This window comes from Arthrobacter sp. AG367 (genome assembly GCF_007828995.1).
Lineage (GTDB): Bacteria > Actinomycetota > Actinomycetes > Actinomycetales > Micrococcaceae > Arthrobacter.
In genome coordinates this window covers 875553-891086 of the sequence record NZ_VIVE01000001.1, presented here as the reverse complement: position 1 = coordinate 891086, position 15534 = coordinate 875553, and the positions used below count along the sequence as shown (strand labels likewise).

The following is a 15534-nucleotide window of genomic DNA, read 5'->3' as shown; positions in this document are numbered from 1 at the left end:
AGTCGGATCATCTGGAATGACGAGTCGAACCGCCAGCGGGAATGGCGGACAGGCCAGAGACCTTCCCTTGCGCGTCGACGGTGAGGTACACCAGCACGGTCCGGTACGACTTGACCCGGTCCGGTGCCACCTTGTTCTGGGACACCGCATCGGAGGTAGCCGCCACCTCGATCTGCACGGCATACGTGTACTCGTCCGCGGTGACCTTCACGACCTCGAGGTCCGCGTCGGCATTGACCGCCGAGTTCAGCCCTTGGGTGTCGATGTAGTAGTAGCGCTTGCCCGCGGCGTCTTCGTTGAAGCGCGCCGGCGGCATGAACTGCTTCAGGAACTGCTCGTCCTCGGACAGGTGGTAGCGCTCTTTCAGGTCCCGGCGAGCGGCCTCGTAGGCCTGGCCGGAGTCCCAGGTGAATGCCGTCTTCACCAGGCGGTCCACGATCTGCGTGTCGTCGTGGATCCGGCTCTGGCTCACGCCGAGCGACTGCATGACATCCTGCTCGACCTGCTCGGACTTCGCGGTCCCGACCGAGGCAAGCTGGCCCTGAAGGCCCGTGATCGTCTGCTGCTGCTGATCCAGTGCACTGCGCTGGGACCCCCATGTCAGGCCGGTCACCGTCACGGCGGTAACCAGCAGTACCGTGACCCCGACCACCAGGGCGTTGCGCCGCATGAAGCCCGGTTCCGGCGCTGCCGTTTCGTCCGTGCCGTCAATCTGCTGCTCCTGCATCATCAGCCCTCTCCGCTTCCGTTACCCGTCGTCGATGCGCCCTGCTGGTGCTCCGCGCCGGCGGCGGTCACCAAGACCTTGAGATCCGCGAAAGTCCCGGCCTTCCCGTCGTAGGAGTAGGCCGCGTTCGCCCACGCCAGCACCTGTCCACCCGCGGTGTCCCGGCACAGCCAGATCACCCGCGCCGTGCGCGTGGTGCCCGTGGCGTCCTGGGTGGCGAGGTCCGGCATTACCGACTCGACCGACCAGGCGTACGCTCCGGGCGAGGAAGCCTTCAAACCCTCGTAGCGCACGTACCAGGGGAACCGCGGGTCGATCTGCGTGCTCGGGTCGAACGGCGTCACAGAGGTCCAGGAGTAGGCCCCCTTCTCGTCGGCCAGGAACGAGCGCGGGCTGAACAGGGGTGCCAGCGTCCGGCGGTGCTCGGCGATCTGCAGTGTCGCCGCGTTCGGCGTACCGTTGCCCGCATTGGGCTGTGTCGCCGCCTCGTGGTGCAGCTGCGCGAAGCGCTGCTGGGCCTCCGCGACCTTCTGGGCGTCCTTTGCGGCTGCCTCCATCAGCCGCGTCATCTTTCCGGGCAGATCCGGGGCGACCGGAGTGCTCCTGGCATCCTCGATCTGGACCTGGAGCGCGGAGATCCGGTCGGCGTTGGCCGCGTGCTCCACCTCGAATCCCTTGCCGCTCACTCCCGCGGCCGCCGCGAGCCCGAGGATCGCCACGCCCATTGCGGCGCTCAAAACCAGGCGCGTCCGCCGCGCCGACTCCTCCGGAGTGCGTGCCTGCCGCTCTCCGCGCCGCTCGGAGCGCCAGCCCTCGAAGCGGGCCTCGAGTTCGACCCCGCTGACCCGCCTGCGGGTGGCGGGGGCCTTCAGCTTCTTCGGCGCGCCGTCCTCGTCCTTGACCGTGTCCCCGGCCCTGCCATGCGCATCATCGTCCGCACTCGTCACGATGCCCGCCCTTTCTCGTGTTGTCCTCATATATGACTCCAAGTCTATCTGTAATGGTCATTCAATAACGAGTCTGCCCAATTCGACAGGTCACTGCGCACGGATCGGGACGCAGAAAGGGCCGGTGCCCGGATCGTCCGGACACCGGCCCTGCTTCCGCCGGCTACGCCGGCAGGTTGCCGCCCGTGGTGATGAGGTCCGTGACGTCGACGAACACCCACCCCTCGGACTTCATCCGCTCCGCACTGTCAACGCGAACGCGGCCCATGAACGCGCAGTAGCCGGCCTCACCGAGGATGACCTTGTCGCCCTGCACGCCCAGCACCACGAGGGTGTGGCCCTCGGACCCCGTACCCGGCCCGGAACCGACCGAGTACGCCGTCGGCGTACTCGAGACCTGCTTGCCCGTCATGGACGCGATCGCGTGGGCTGTCTGGATGCCGTCGCCCGGCGGGTACTGCTGGAACGAGGTGTACTTGTTCATGAAGTAGACCGAGAACGACACGCAGTTCATGGCGTGGTTGTCGCCGCAGGAGCCCGGTCCGCCAGCGCCGTACTTGTCGTCCAGGAACTTGTCGCCCTCCTGGTTGTACAGGTCGATCAGCTGCCGGGCCTGCTCCTCGTTCATGCCGCCGTCGACGAGGCTGCCCGGGCGCACCTTGGTGTCGCTGTCGCAGTTGCCGAAGATGGAGCGGATCCCGCTGCCGACCGTGTCGACAATGCCGCCCACGATGTCCTGGACCCCGCCCACGACCGAGGTGTCGACGGTCCAGCCGCTCATCTTGCCGAACCACATCTCGGCGTCGGCCTTACGCTCCTGCAGCTGTGAAGCGTTGTCGGCCGAGCGCTCCCACTTGTCGTGGAAGTGCAGTGCAGCAGCAGAGGGAGAGCCCTGCGAGGTCTTGATCATGTCCTTGAACACGGCCACGTCCCCCGGGCTGTCGCCCTCCGCCATGAATGCCAGCTGGGCCTTGATGGTGTACCAGTCCAGGTTCTTGGACTTGGCATAATCCAGGAGCATCGTGGTGCGCCCGTTCGACCACTGGCCCAGACCGATGCCGCCGTGCGACTGGCCGGGGATGTGGGTGAAGTTCCCGTCCCAGGCGGTCTGCTTGCGCGGGCCGATCTGGTAGGGCTCGTTGTAGATGCCCTCCACGCTGGTGGGGTCCACGCCCGACTCCTGCGACCAGTTGCCCAGGATGCCCGCGATGTTCTCCTCGGGCATACCCCAGGTCTTCAGCACGGAGTAGACCGCCCGGGCGTTCGCCTCGGTATTCGCCGGGACGTCAGCGCCGGGGCCGTTGCGGCTGACATTGACGATGCAGTTGGTCATGGTCGAGCCGCGGCCGCCATCGAGGCCGGCCTGGTCGAGCACACCCGTGAGGACCGTGCTGAGCACAGCCACCGCGGCAACGGTCGCAGCCACCCCGGATGCGGCCGTGGCCACCGGGGCGACGGTGGCCGTCACGGTGACCCCGAACACGGCTCCTGCCGCCTTGCCGACCAGCCCGCCCAGTGCGATGAACGGTGCGGCGATCGTGTGCCCGACCGCCTTGGCGATCCCAAGGATGAAACCCCAGATCATGCTGGCCGCGTTGGCGGCCATCGCGAGCATCGCGAAGAACATGGTCTTGAGCCACTTCAGGAAGGTCATGACCATGAGAAGCCCCGCAGCCGGGGGAGCGGCCGCCGCGGTGCCGCCGACGGCGACACCCCTGGCGGTCTTGGACAGCAGCTGGCCGTCCTTCTCCTTCTGCGAGGTCCGCTCGTAGCCGGTGCCCCCGGCACCGAGCCGCTTGTCGGCAGGCTCGGCGTCCGGACCTCCGCCGGTGACCTTGGACGCACCGTCGACAACATCCTTGCCGGTCTCCAGGCCCACATTCTTGGCAGCGCCGACCGCTGCCCCGGGCAGCGCGCCGACACCACCGGCGGCGGCTCCGGCCTGCGCCCCGGCGACAGCTCCCGAGGCAGCCGCTCCCGCGTACCGGCCGGCACCGCGGCGGACCGCGCTGCTGCCGTCACCCTCGACCGCCTTGCGGGCAGCTCCCCCGGCCGCCCCGGCGGCGACACCGTCGAGGCTCTTGGCAGCCTTGGCGGCCTTGCTGGTCTTGCTGGCTGTGTCGGCCGCACCTGTGGCCTTGCCAGCGGCAGCCGCTGCGTCCGGGGCCGGTGCGGCTCCCAGGTGCTTCGACCCGCGGCCCGCAGGCGTCGGGTCCACGGGCTGCGGCGCGGGGGCGGCCCCCGGGGTTTTCGGCAGACCCTTGGCTGCATCCCCGGACGGGGAAGGAGCGGAGGCCGCTCCGGTACGGGGCCCGGCGCGGCGTACGCCGGACCCCTCACGACGAGGGGGCTGCGACTCCTCCTTCGCACCCCCGTCGGCGGACCTGCGGTCCCCGCGGGGCGATGCAGCGCGCCGGGCCGGGTCATCCCGCCGCGTCGGCTGGTCGATGGCCATAAGCTTGTCCTTTCCGGCTCGATGCCTGGGTGGTGACTGCCCGCTCCGTGGAGCGCGCTCAGTGATAGACGGTCAGGAAGTCCCCGGCCGAGTTCGCAGTGCTGTTGGACTGCACATCGCGCAGCTTCACGTCCAGGCCGAGCAGCTCGAGCAGAAGCCCGGACTGGTACTCCGACTTGGCCTTGCCGTAGTCCTGGTAGGCCTGAGAGAGGTTGTTCATCACGTTCGTGAGCGGGCGCATCGTCACCTCGGAGGACCGGTAGTCCTTCTTCAGGTCGGTGCCGTCGGAGAGGACCCACTTCATGTCCGAGACCTGCTGGCTCGTGCTGTCGCTGCCCTCGGCGCGCTTGTCGGCGAGGAACTGCACATAGCCCTTACCGGCGGGCACGAGCGTGTCGAGGTAGCCGGCATAGACGTTGCCCGCGCGCCAGTTGAAGTCGAATCCGCCGGGCACGACATGGCCCGTCTTCAGCTCCAGCGTCGCCTTCCCGTCCTTGGCCTCGGCCGCCGAGACACCAGCCACCTGATCACCTGCGATGGAGGTCGGAACGGCCGGCGGACGGAGGAAGAGCCCATCGACCTTGGTGGTCGCCAGGTCGGAGGTGTACGACTCGACCTGCTTCAGGCTCGTGCGCATCGCGAGCAGCTTCTGGTCGAGCTTGTCCCGCGTCTGCTGCTCCTGGGTCTTCAGCACGACGTCGTAATAGGCCCGGGCCGGGTCGAAGCTGGCCGCGTCCAGGGCCGGGATGTCGGTGGTGCCCGACGCACCCGGGTTGATGATCACGCGCCACTGGTCGTACTTCTTGAAGCTCGAGTCGCCCACGACCTGGTCATCCCTGCTCTGCTGCCGCTCGTCGTAGGTCAGCTCGGCGTTCGCGCGGACGGTCAGGTTGAGCACCTGCCGGTCGAAGGGCCGGTCCGCGTCCAGGAGGACCCCGACGTAACCGGTCGAGCCGAAAACGTGGAAGGTGCCCCTGATTCCGCTGGTACTGACCTTCTCGGTCTGCAGCTTGTCGTTGGTGCCCAGCAGGAAGGCCTGGTAGTCCGCCGCGTTGTACGAGATCGCCGCGCTGGCGGGGAAGTGCATCATGACCAGTGCCCTGTTGCCGGTGTGATTGGTGTAGACCCCGTCGACCGTGCCCTTGAGCTGGGTCTTCGAGGAGGTGAACTCGGTGTTGTAGAGCGCGGTGTGCGACACCGCGTCGCTGCCCGCCTTGAAGGCGGCGGCACCCGAGCCGGCCACCACGACCAGCCCCATCACAGCGAAGATGCCGAAGAACACCCCGAAGCGCTCGATTGCGTGGTGCGAGTCGAGCTTGAACCGCTTGCCGAAGGCCAGCGCCTTGTCCTTGATCCCCATGTCCGTTCCCGTTCGTCCTGTTCCTTGCTCTGCCTGTCCTGCTCGTCGTCAGCGCCGTCGTCCGACCCCGGAAACGACGCACCGGGCCGGTTGAGGCCTGGTGACCTCAACCGACCCGGTGCGGTCCGTCGACGCTTTGTGTGCCCGGCCGTTGATTCCTGCCGCGCCGGGCTTAGCCCAGGACGCCGCTGGTCAGTACGTGGCTGACCGTCTGCACGAGGACAGAGCCGCCGCCGAGGTCCTCGAGGGTCTTCTGGCCGCCGGAGCCGATGGTGTTGATCAGCGACCACCCACCGGTGCCGAGCGCGCCGCCGACCAGGATGAGCAGGGCGATGGTGCCCCAGCCCTGCTGCTGGCCCGCGGACTGCGGGGTGGCCATCAGCTTCTTGATCAGGAGCACGCCGCCCCAGACCAGTCCGACCGCACCCAGGAGCATGAGCAGCAGCCCGCCCCAGAGCTGGATCTGGGACTTCGCGTTCTCCAGGAAGCTCGTCAGGTCCCAGGCCGCGGTGGGCAGGGCGACCCGCTCGAGTGCCGCCTCGTAAATCTTCGTCATGGTTCTTTCCTCTCGCCTATCGAATGGTCGCTTGCATGACATGTGTCACGAGGCGACTGGCACAACCGATTCGCCTAGACAGAGCACAGCGCCCTATCAATGGTCTCTCCCGATGCGACGTGACTCCCCGTTGAGCGGGACGACATGCCTGCAATCATGCGGCCGACCCCTCTCTAGGGACTCGTATACGTGCACATCTTCAGTGACCAATCTACATCATTCGAGTCATTAGTCATAGTCGTATCCGTGACGAGTCGGATACGAGTCCAAAATGTGCTCGAAGACCAGCGCAAACGAGGTGTCGGCGGGAGGACTGACGTTCTGCTCAAAAACGTGTAGATTTCACATGACGGGGCGCGCGGTGTGCGGCTCCGGCACGGCTCGGCATACGCTTCTTGCTGAGCCCTTCGCGCCCATGTACCCGACCAGGAGCCCAAACCAGATGAACGCCTTGCCCGGAGACCTCTTCGCCCGCCGACTGCGACAGGAGAGGGAACGCCTGGGCATCAGCCAGGCTGAGCTGGCCCGCAGGATTGCCGAGATCCTTGGAACGAACGTCGACCCTTCGGCGGTGACCCGGATAGAGCAGCAAATCCGCGCCGTCCGCCTGGACGAGGCGGTCGCCGCCTCCAAGGCCCTGGACGTCCCCCTGGCGATCCTGGTCGCCGAGGATCCGGAGGCAGAGAGCGAGGCCCAGCTGCAGCAGTACCTCGCCGACCTGGCAGCGGCCCAGCGCGAGTGGGAGAAGAACAGGCTGGAGGTGCTGCGGCTCTCCAAGGCCATTCAAGTGCTCGGCGGCGGCGCTCAACTCAAAGGTGTCGTCGACTTCCGCCTCATGGAAAGCATCGACGCCCGCGTCCCGGTCGAGGAGGACGACCAGTACGGGCACCGGCTTGCCCCCGGCATCGAGGGGTCTACAACCCCAGACGCATGACGCTGTTGCGTGCCGCAGGATTGAACTCGCGGTCGTAAACGTCTACCGTCGCTGCCCGGCTCCACCGGCCGGCGCGCATGATCTCCTCCGTGCTCGCACCGTTGCGCCGCGCCTGGGTGACGTGCCCGGCCCGCAGCGAGTGGAAGCCGTAGGCAGCAGGGTTCATCCCCGCCTCGACCATGCGCGAGAGCAGCATCGTGTGCAGCGCGTCGCCGCTCACCGCCCGTGCATGGATCCGGGCGTCCTTCCTGTTGCGGTACGTTGCCCGGAGCAGGGGCGCGCCCGAGGCCAGGTCGGCGCTGCTGATGAGCGCCGTTGAGCCGGCGGCTCCGCAGACGTGCTCCTCGAGACCGTACGAGAACAGCTGCTGCATGATCCCGCGACGCCGTGTGCGCGCATCGTCCTGCCGGGCGAGCCCGAGCAGCACGACCCAACGGTGCACCGCACACGGGGGACAGGATGCCGGCGAGCTCCCGAACGGCAGCACGACCACGTCCGGCAGCGCGTTCTCCGGGTCGGCCTTCGAGGCCCCCACATGAACGTGGACACCATCGACCGGGTGCAGCTCGAGCCGGTTCAGCGTCAGGGCCGCCGCCTCGCTCCTGCGCAGGGCCCCTGCGAACCCGAGCCACACCGCCAGGGCGTCCCTGGTGGCTGACACGCCTGCCGGATATGTGTCGTGCTCCATCACCGCGATGATCCGGACCACGTCGTCCAGAAGCAGAGGGCGCTTGCGCCGGGGCCTGGTGGCCCGCAGCTTGGCCAGCCCGCGCACGAGATCCACCACGCCGCGGTGGGCCGTGGGATCCAGAAGCCCGCCGCGCAGGTGCCTCTCGCCGATACCGGCCAGGCGCTGGCGGATCGTCGCGACGGAGAACCGGGGGAGCCCGTCGTCATCGAGCTGCGTGGACATCCAGGCGACGTACCAGCGCACGGTCTCCGGATGCGCAGGCAGCGCCTCCAGTCCGTGGCCGGTACAGAAGTCATCAAAGGCACGCCACGCCGTGGCATAGGCGCGCCGGGTGGCAGCAGACAGCGTGTGTCCTTCCAAAGACCGCGAAATTTCTTCGAGCTCGCGCAGCTCGTCGTCCACCTCCGGTTCAGGTGGGACGGTGGGAGCGCTGAGCGCTGCGAGCCTCACCTGTACTGCCATGACTCCAGTCTCGACTCACTGGCCGGAGAATCCAAGTCGCAATGGTCTGTCAGTGGCGATTCCCCATACCCGCGATCGACGGGGCGGCTTCGAACCGGGTCTCTGGTAAGGGCGCTTATCGGGGCATGGAGGAAGACTGCCCTCGCGTGACGCGGTGAGGGAAAAACAACCGCCGCACCGTCCCGGATAAGATCACGGGGAGGTAGAGCGTCCCGCCCTGCCATGTAAGGAGTAACAACGTGTGTGAACCGTGGTCGTCTGCCGACGGTATTTCAGCTAGTGCCAGGGACAAGGGCCTCATCACCAATTGCACCGCGGCCCATGATGGGATCATGTTCGCGAAGGAAACTCGTTCATGGTGAAGCTCAACCTGAAAGCCGTCGAGGAACGCGTTGCCCCGCTCGGGGGCCGTGAATCCTACGATCGCGAGTTCATTTTCAGCCTGCTGCTGGCCTACGGCAAGCCGCAAGGCAACGTGACCAGGTTGCGGAATGGTTCGCTCAACGTTGCCCATGACCCGTCCACTGAAGTGGCACAAAAGAACGTCGTCTACTTCAAGGAGACGACCGGTGATCCTCTCGCCGTCATCGACGAGCTGAAGACTTCACCGCTGGTCGTCCGATACAACACCCGCTTCGTGATCGTCACCGACTACACGGAACTGCTGGCCATCGATACGAAGACCGGCGAGAACCTGATGATCCCGATCCGGGACATCGACCAGTACTTCACGTTCTTCCTGCCCTGGGCCGGCATGGAGAAGGCACAATATGTCGCTGAGGCGCACGCTGACGTCAAAGCTGCCGAGAAAATGGGCAAATTGTTCGACGAACTGCTGGCGGCGAACCCCGGAATGTTCGACATGGCGCACGGGCGTCACGCGCTCAACGTGTTCTTCACCCGGCTCCTATTCTGCTTCTTCGCCGAAGACACCGGCATCTTCGAAGAGGGTGTCTTCGTCAATGCAGTCGGCTCTCATACTCAGCTTGATGGATCCGACGTCGCGGAGTTCCTCACCGAGGTCTTTCTGGCACTGGATACTGAAGATGCCGCCGAGAAGCCCACACACCTGGCAGGGTTCCCGTATGTCAACGGCCGACTGTTCACGATGTCATCTGAGCACATCGTTCCGGTCTTCACGAAAAAGGCCCGCGACCTGCTGATTGAGTTGGGCACATTGATCTGGCGTGACATCAACCCGGACATTTTCGGCTCGATGTTCCAGGCCATTGTCACCCCGGGCAAGCGCAGCGACCTGGGCCAGCACTACACGTCAGTGCCGAACATCCTCAAGACCATCGAGCCGCTGTTCCTGGATGATTTGAAGGAACAGCTCGATGCAGGGTTCGACTCAGTCAAAAAGCTTGAAGCACTGCTCGAGCGAATCAGCGCGATCAAAGTTTTCGATCCTGCCTGTGGGTCCGGCAACTTCCTCATCATTGCGTACAAGGAACTGCGCCGGCTGGAACACGCGATCCTTGAACGCCTTTTCGAGATCGATCCGAAGCACCAGATGCTGTATGCCGAGTCGAAGATCAACATCGAGAGTTTTTACGGTATTGAGATCGACGATTTCGCAGTCGAGGTGGCGATCCTCTCCCTCTGGATCGCCAAGCACCAGATGAATGCAGAGTTCAAAGATAAGTTCAACATCTCTATCCCGCTGATCCCGCTCAAGGAGACCGGACAGATCCAGGCTGGCAACGCCGCACGTACCGACTGGAACACGGTCTGCTCGAACAACGGACAGGCGGAGATCTATCTCATCGGAAACCCTCCGTACGTCGGGGCGAAGACCCAGACCAAGGATCAAAAGGCGGACTACGACTTCGTGTTCGGACGCCGTCCATACTCGAAGAACCTGGACTACATCGCGCTCTGGTTCCTGAAGGGTGCGGACTATATCGAGGGCACGCGAGCCGAGCTCGCGTTCGTCACTACGAACTCGGTGTCTCAGGGCGAACACGTTGGCCTGATGTTCCCGATGATCTTCACCAAGGGTATAGAAATCGGGTTCGCCTACACGTCCTTCAAGTGGGAGAACAACGCCAAACGCAACGCCGGCGTCACCGTCGCAGTAATCAGCCTGCGAATGGCTCGGACGGAGCCGAAGTACCTCTATACCGAGGACCTTCAGATTACAGCGGACAACATCAACGGCTATCTCGCTGATGGACCCAATGTCGTCATGGAACGGCGCAAGAAGCCACTCAGTGCTCAGCTGCCCGACATGGTTTTCGGCTCGATGCCGCGTGACGGTGGTGGTCTCCTACTGTCTCCGGATGAGCGCCAGCAGATGATCGACAACGACCCGCAGAGCGGTCAGTTCATCAAGCGATTCATGGGAACATCCGAAGTGATCAACGATGGAGAACGCTACTGCCTCTGGATTCCTGACGGCTTCGCTGCGACTGCCTTATCCATCGCACCAATCGCCAGCCGACTGGCCCGCGTAGCGGAGGAACGAAGCAAGAGCAAAGCGGCCAGCACGGCCGCGTACGCCTCTCAACCTCATAGATTTGTACAAATTAGCTACAAGCCGACGGAATCCATCATTGTCCCTCGGCACTCTTCCGAGCGACGCAAGTACATACCCTTTGGCTATCTGGGGCCAGAGACCGTTGTCGGAGATTCGGCGAACGCTGTGTATGACGCGAAGCCTTGGGTCTTCGCTTTGTTAATGTCTCGGATGCACATGGTTTGGACCCGAGCTGTTGGCGGGCAACTGGAAACCCGAATCCGCTACTCGAATACGATCGTCTACAACAATTTCCCGCTGCCGCCCCTGTCGGATGCGATGAAGGAGAAGCTGACCATTACGGCATTGCGTGTGCTTGACGTACGTGAGTACCACTGCGAGAGCAACTTCGCCGATTTGTACGATCCGGACTTTATGCCGGAGGACCTGCGGACGGCGCATGCCGAGATTGATGTGTTGGTGGATTCGATCTACTCCAAGCGCGGATACGAGACCGATGAGCAAAGACTGTCGGACCTCTTTGCTATGTATGAAGAGATGGCAGCGGAATCTGCAAAGGGGAGCAAGAAGAAGTGAACAAGCCGATCAACATCGTCGACGTGACCTATGCCCGCACCAAGGCGTCGGTTAACACCGATGCCTTAGGTATGCGAGAGATGCAGCAGCGCGTCTTCGCCAAGAGAGATGCCCAGCACCTTCTGGTCAAGGCCCCGCCGGCCTCAGGCAAGTCGCGGGCTTTGATGTTTGTTGCGCTCGACAAGCTCTATAACCAGGGCCGGAAAAAGGTCATCGTCGCCGTCCCCGAGCGATCCATCGGAGCCTCCTTCTCCTCGACGAAGCTCACCTCGCACGGATTCTTCGCAGACTGGGAAATCAAAGCCGAGCACAACCTCTGCGACGCCGGTTCCTCGCAGGGCAAGGTCGGAGCATTCATCGACTTTCTCAAAGGCCCCGACGCCACACTGGTCTGCACGCACGCGACGCTACGGTTCGCCTTTGAGAAACTCGCACCGGAAGCGTTCAACGGCATCGTGCTGGCGATTGATGAGTTCCACCATGTCTCCGCTGATACTGAAGCCAACCGCCTCGGCGCGCTCCTGCGTGAAGTCATGAACGGCTCGGACGTGCACATCGTGGCAATGACCGGCTCGTACTTCCGCGGAGACTCAGTGCCGGTTCTGTCCGCTGAAGACGAGGCACAGTTCACGCCGGTCACGTTCAACTACTACGACCAGCTCAACGGTTATGAGCACTTGCACTCGCTCGGCATCGGCCATCACTTCTACCAGGGCCGCTATACGGACGCTATAGGTGAAGTCCTGCACCTGGATAAGAAGACCATCGTTCATATTCCGAACGTCAACTCGGGGGAGTCCACCAAGGACAAGATCGAAGAAGTCGGGTTCATCATCGATGCGATCGGCCATGTCGAAGCCACTGACCCCGATACCGGAATCATCAGCATTCGCCACAAAGATACCGGTGAAATTCTTCGCGTCGCCGACCTCGTGGATGACACTGACCAGAAAAAACGTGCTGACACGCTCCACTATCTCTCCCATGTCGCCTCGAAAGAGCGCGACGCTGTGGACATCATCATCGCCCTGGGCATGGCGAAGGAAGGCTTCGACTGGCCTTTTGCCGAGCACGCCCTGACCGTCGGGTACCGTGCCTCGCTGACCGAGGTCATCCAGATCATCGGCCGCGTTACCCGCGACAGCCCCGGCAAGGAGCATGCCCAGTTCACGAACCTGATCGCTGAGCCCGACGCCACTCAGGGTGAAGTGAAGGTCTCGGTGAACAACATGCTGAAGGCCATTACGGCATCGTTGCTTATGGAGCAGGTACTCGCACAGAATTTCACCTTCAAAACTAAGAAGTTCGATGGTGACGACTCGAAGATCCCCGGTCAGCTGAAGATCAAGGGCTTCAAGGAGCCCTCGACGGAGCGTGTCAGGCAGATCGTCGAGACGGACCTGAACGACCTGAAAGCTACGATCTTGCAAGACGACACCTTCGCTCGCGCAGCTGCCGGCTCAATCGACGCTGAGACCGCCAACAAGCTCCTGATCCCGAAGATCATCCGGGAAAAGTACCCGGACCTCAGCGACTCGCAGGTTGAGGAGGTGCGGCAGCAGGTCGTCGTGGACTCAGTGGTCAAGAACGGTGAGGTCCGCGAAGTCGGAGACAAACGCTTCATCAAGATGGCAGAGAAGTTCGTCAACATCGATGAACTCTCCATCAACCTCATCGACTCGGTGAACCCCTTCCAGCGCGCCTTCGAGGTCATGTCCAAGTCGGTGACTCCCTCCGTACTGCGGATCATCCAGGACCAGATCACGGCTACCCGCGTCGAGTTCACTGAGGAAGAGGCTCTGGCTCTTGTTCCCCGGATCAAGAACTGGATCAAGGTCAACAATCGACGGCCAGACTCCCGTGCCGAGGAACCGACTGAGAAACGATACGCCGACGCGCTGCTCTGGCTCCAGCGGGCCAAGCAGAAACTTGAAGCCCAAAAGCGTGCGACTGAAATGGCAACGGACGAATGATCGATAACGACGAAATTTTCGAGGAAGCGCCGGCTTCCCTGCAAGACCTCATCGACAACGACCTCGATGGCCTGCTCAACGTGCCTGAGAAAGCCAAGAAGGTAACCTCGTCTGACCGCCTTGAGCGGGCTTTCCTAGAGATCGTGGAGTTCCGCCGGACACACGAGCGTCTGCCGAGCTCGGCGACGAGGGAGATCGCCGAGCGGAAGCTTGGGGCCCGCCTGGAGGGCATCCTGGCCAACGACGAAAAGATCGCAGCGCTCAAACACCTCGACACGGAGTTCGAACTCCTGGCTGTAGAGGCAGCGCCAGAGTCATTGGACGAGCTTCTTGACAGCGATGACCTGGACGATCTGCTCGGCGACGACAGTGGCATCCTCGACGTATCGGATCTTCCCGTGATCAAACGGCCCGAGTCTCCGGACTCGGTCGCTCAGCGGGTAAAGGCCGAGGACTTCGACCTGTTCGAACCTTTGTTCAAAGCGAAGCACGCCGAGCTGGCCGAAGGCACATATAGTCTGGTGCCTTTCACCGGCATGGATCTTATCCGTGAGGGTGCGTTCTTCGTTCTCAGTGGCGTTATGTGCTTTGTCGCTGAGGTCGGTGAAGACGTGGACCTGATTGTCGGCGGCAAGCCCAGGCAGAAGCAGCGGCTCCGCCTCGTCTTCGAAAACGGCACTGAATCGGCGATGTACAAACAGAGCCTCATGACCCGCATGTACGAAGCACAGGGCCAGGTCCTGGCGCGGACAGGCCACGATGCTACCGAAGCCCTCGACGCCGACGTGGAGAGCGGCCACATCTACGTATTGCAGTCGCTCAGCAAGGATCCTGTTGTCGCTGGGATGAAGGATCTCCACAAGATCGGCTTCTCGACTACCAAAGTCGAGACCCGCATCAAAAACGCGGCGAAGTCGCCGACCTACCTGATGGCACCCGTGAAGGTGCTGGCAGACTACCGCCTCTACAATGTGCGTGCGTCGTGGCTGGAGCACCTCTTGCACCGGGTGTTCGCCGAGGTGCGTCTGGACCTGACGCAGGTCGACCGGAAGGGACGCGACTACGACCCATCGGAGTGGTTCGTGGTGCCGCTGGAAACCATCAACAAAGCCGTCGCAATGATCATGTCCGGCGAGATCACCGACTATGTCTACGACGCTCAGCTCAAGAAACTCGTCGAACGACAACAGGCAGGATGGGAATGACGAATGGCTGTTGAGATGGGCTTGTGGCGGGCAGAGGGCGGCCAACTCAGCCGGATAGTGCCGACATCAATCGGCTTGGAATCCCAGTTGGAGGGCTACATCGAGTCTGACCCGTCAGTGCTTGGCGAGCCGCTTCTCGTCATTGGCCGGCAGGTTCCGACCGCGCACGGGGGATTCGTAGATCTGCTCGCCCTGGACGAAACGGCGTCGCTGCACGTAATCGAACTCAAACGCGACAAAACTCCACGCGATGTTGCCGCTCAAACCCTCGATTACGGCTCCTGGGCAGCAACCCTTGGCCGAAGCGATATCGACAATATCTTCGCCACCTACCGTCCAGGCCTTGCTCTTGAAGAAGCGTTTGCCGATCGCTTCGGCGACACTCTTCCTGAAGAGGTCAACACTGCACAAGAATTTACAATCGTTGCCGCCAGCGTTGACAACGCTACCGAGCGCATCGTGCGGTTCCTCAATGAAGACTTCGATGTTCCCATCAACGTCGTCTTCTTCAGACATTTTCAGGACAACGGATCTTCGTACCTTGCCCGCAGCTGGCTGGTCGATCAGAGCGAACAAGCCAAGTCGTCCATTTCCGCGATCTCGCGGAAGAATAAGACACGTGAGCCTTGGAACGGGTCTGACTGGTACGTCTCATTTGGTGAAGAGCCAACAGGCCGGCAATGGGTCGACGGCATGAAGTACGGTTTCGTCTCGGGCGGTGGCGGCAAGAGGTACTCTCAGACGCTCAAGAATCTGCCGATTGGTGCCAGAGTCTTCGCCTACATTCCCAAGATTGGGTATGTAGGAGTTGGTACCGTCGCCGGCGAAGCCCAGCGATACGACCAAAGCACGCTTCTCGTGAACGGGGCCGAGCGACAGCTGCGTGAACTCGACCTCTCCGGGAATTATCGCCACGAGGGTGATGAGAACGACGACAATGCTGAATGGGTTGTTCCGGTCGAATGGATACGGGCCGTTCCGCAAGCGGAGGCCGTGCGGAAAACGGGTCTTTTCGCCAACCAGAACACGGCTACAAGGCTGCGAAACCAGTTCACGATCGAGCACGTCACCGCTGCTTTCGGGCTTGATAGCTGAGCATCGGCGGATGGCCCATCGAGAGTTATGCGGACAATAGCGGTCGCGAATAGCAGGCCTGACCCTCGCCTGAG

11 protein-coding genes are annotated in these 15534 nt (G+C 63.0%); 5 read left to right on the top strand and 6 right to left on the bottom strand.

Features of this window, described 5'->3' with window-relative positions; translation table 11 throughout:
- Positions 1-7: 7 nt before the first annotated feature.
- The 5 genes from FB478_RS04105 to FB478_RS04085 all read right to left on the bottom strand — a co-directional run bounded on the left by FB478_RS04105 (position 8) and on the right by FB478_RS04085 (position 6045).
- Positions 8-730, bottom strand: a complete 723-nt coding sequence (locus FB478_RS04105; RefSeq protein WP_056387377.1) for a hypothetical protein — start codon at positions 728-730, stop codon at positions 8-10.
- On the bottom strand, positions 730-1704 hold the full coding sequence (locus FB478_RS04100) for a hypothetical protein (protein ID WP_144599819.1): 975 nt from the start codon (positions 1702-1704) through the stop codon (positions 730-732). The genes FB478_RS04105 and FB478_RS04100 overlap by 1 nt, the downstream gene beginning before the upstream one ends.
- A 133-nt stretch (positions 1705-1837) precedes the next feature.
- Positions 1838-4129 carry a phage tail tip lysozyme gene (locus FB478_RS04095; protein ID WP_144599818.1) on the bottom strand — a complete coding sequence of 764 codons (2292 nt, stop codon included), beginning with the start codon at positions 4127-4129 and terminating at the stop codon, positions 1838-1840.
- A gap of 58 nt (positions 4130-4187) precedes the next feature.
- Positions 4188-5489, bottom strand: coding sequence for a hypothetical protein (locus tag FB478_RS04090; protein WP_056387367.1), 1302 nt, complete (start codon positions 5487-5489; stop codon positions 4188-4190).
- A gap of 172 nt (positions 5490-5661) precedes the next feature.
- The gene (locus FB478_RS04085) at positions 5662-6045 is read right to left on the bottom strand and encodes a hypothetical protein (protein ID WP_056387364.1); all 384 of its coding nucleotides are present in this window, start codon (positions 6043-6045) and stop codon (positions 5662-5664) included.
- A gap of 442 nt (positions 6046-6487) precedes the next feature.
- Between FB478_RS04085 and FB478_RS04080 the strand changes: the two genes are divergently transcribed.
- The gene (locus FB478_RS04080; RefSeq protein WP_082581619.1) at positions 6488-6979 is read left to right on the top strand and encodes a helix-turn-helix domain-containing protein; all 492 of its coding nucleotides are present in this window, start codon (positions 6488-6490) and stop codon (positions 6977-6979) included.
- Here FB478_RS04080 and FB478_RS04075 read toward each other — a convergent pair.
- Complete coding sequence (locus FB478_RS04075) at positions 6960-8132, bottom strand: hypothetical protein (protein ID WP_056387362.1); 1173 nt, start codon at positions 8130-8132, stop codon at positions 6960-6962. The genes FB478_RS04080 and FB478_RS04075 overlap by 20 nt on opposite strands.
- A gap of 355 nt (positions 8133-8487) precedes the next feature.
- Here FB478_RS04075 and FB478_RS04070 point away from each other — a divergent pair, with 355 nt between their 5' ends.
- Genes FB478_RS04070 through FB478_RS04055 form a run of 4 tightly spaced genes read left to right on the top strand, consistent with a single transcriptional unit; the run spans position 8488 to position 15460 of the window.
- Positions 8488-11187, top strand: a complete 2700-nt coding sequence (locus FB478_RS04070) for a DNA methyltransferase (protein ID WP_056387359.1) — start codon at positions 8488-8490, stop codon at positions 11185-11187.
- Complete coding sequence (locus tag FB478_RS04065) at positions 11184-13160, top strand: DEAD/DEAH box helicase (RefSeq protein WP_056387358.1); 1977 nt, start codon at positions 11184-11186, stop codon at positions 13158-13160. Before FB478_RS04070 ends, FB478_RS04065 begins: the two co-directional genes overlap by 4 nt.
- The gene (locus FB478_RS04060; RefSeq protein ID WP_056387355.1) at positions 13157-14365 is read left to right on the top strand and encodes a GIY-YIG nuclease family protein; all 1209 of its coding nucleotides are present in this window, start codon (positions 13157-13159) and stop codon (positions 14363-14365) included. Before FB478_RS04065 ends, FB478_RS04060 begins: the two co-directional genes overlap by 4 nt.
- A gap of 3 nt (positions 14366-14368) precedes the next feature.
- On the top strand, positions 14369-15460 hold the full coding sequence (locus FB478_RS04055; RefSeq protein WP_056387352.1) for a hypothetical protein: 1092 nt from the start codon (positions 14369-14371) through the stop codon (positions 15458-15460).
- Positions 15461-15534: the final 74 nt, after the last annotated feature.

Coding starts and splice junctions, on each gene's coding strand:
- FB478_RS04085 (WP_056387364.1), bottom strand. CDS start 6,045: ATGACGAAGATTTACGAGGCGGCACTCGAGCGGGTCGCCCTGCCCACC.
- FB478_RS04080 (WP_082581619.1), top strand. CDS start 6,488: ATGAACGCCTTGCCCGGAGACCTCTTCGCCCGCCGACTGCGACAGGAG.
- FB478_RS04095 (WP_144599818.1), bottom strand. CDS start 4,129: ATGGCCATCGACCAGCCGACGCGGCGGGATGACCCGGCCCGGCGCGCT.
- FB478_RS04075 (WP_056387362.1), bottom strand. CDS start 8,132: ATGGCAGTACAGGTGAGGCTCGCAGCGCTCAGCGCTCCCACCGTCCCA.
- FB478_RS04100 (WP_144599819.1), bottom strand. CDS start 1,704: ATGAGGACAACACGAGAAAGGGCGGGCATCGTGACGAGTGCGGACGAT.
- FB478_RS04070 (WP_056387359.1), top strand. CDS start 8,488: ATGGTGAAGCTCAACCTGAAAGCCGTCGAGGAACGCGTTGCCCCGCTC.
- FB478_RS04090 (WP_056387367.1), bottom strand. CDS start 5,489: ATGGGGATCAAGGACAAGGCGCTGGCCTTCGGCAAGCGGTTCAAGCTC.
- FB478_RS04060 (WP_056387355.1), top strand. CDS start 13,157: ATGATCGATAACGACGAAATTTTCGAGGAAGCGCCGGCTTCCCTGCAA.
- FB478_RS04055 (WP_056387352.1), top strand. CDS start 14,369: ATGGCTGTTGAGATGGGCTTGTGGCGGGCAGAGGGCGGCCAACTCAGC.
- FB478_RS04105 (WP_056387377.1), bottom strand. CDS start 730: ATGATGCAGGAGCAGCAGATTGACGGCACGGACGAAACGGCAGCGCCG.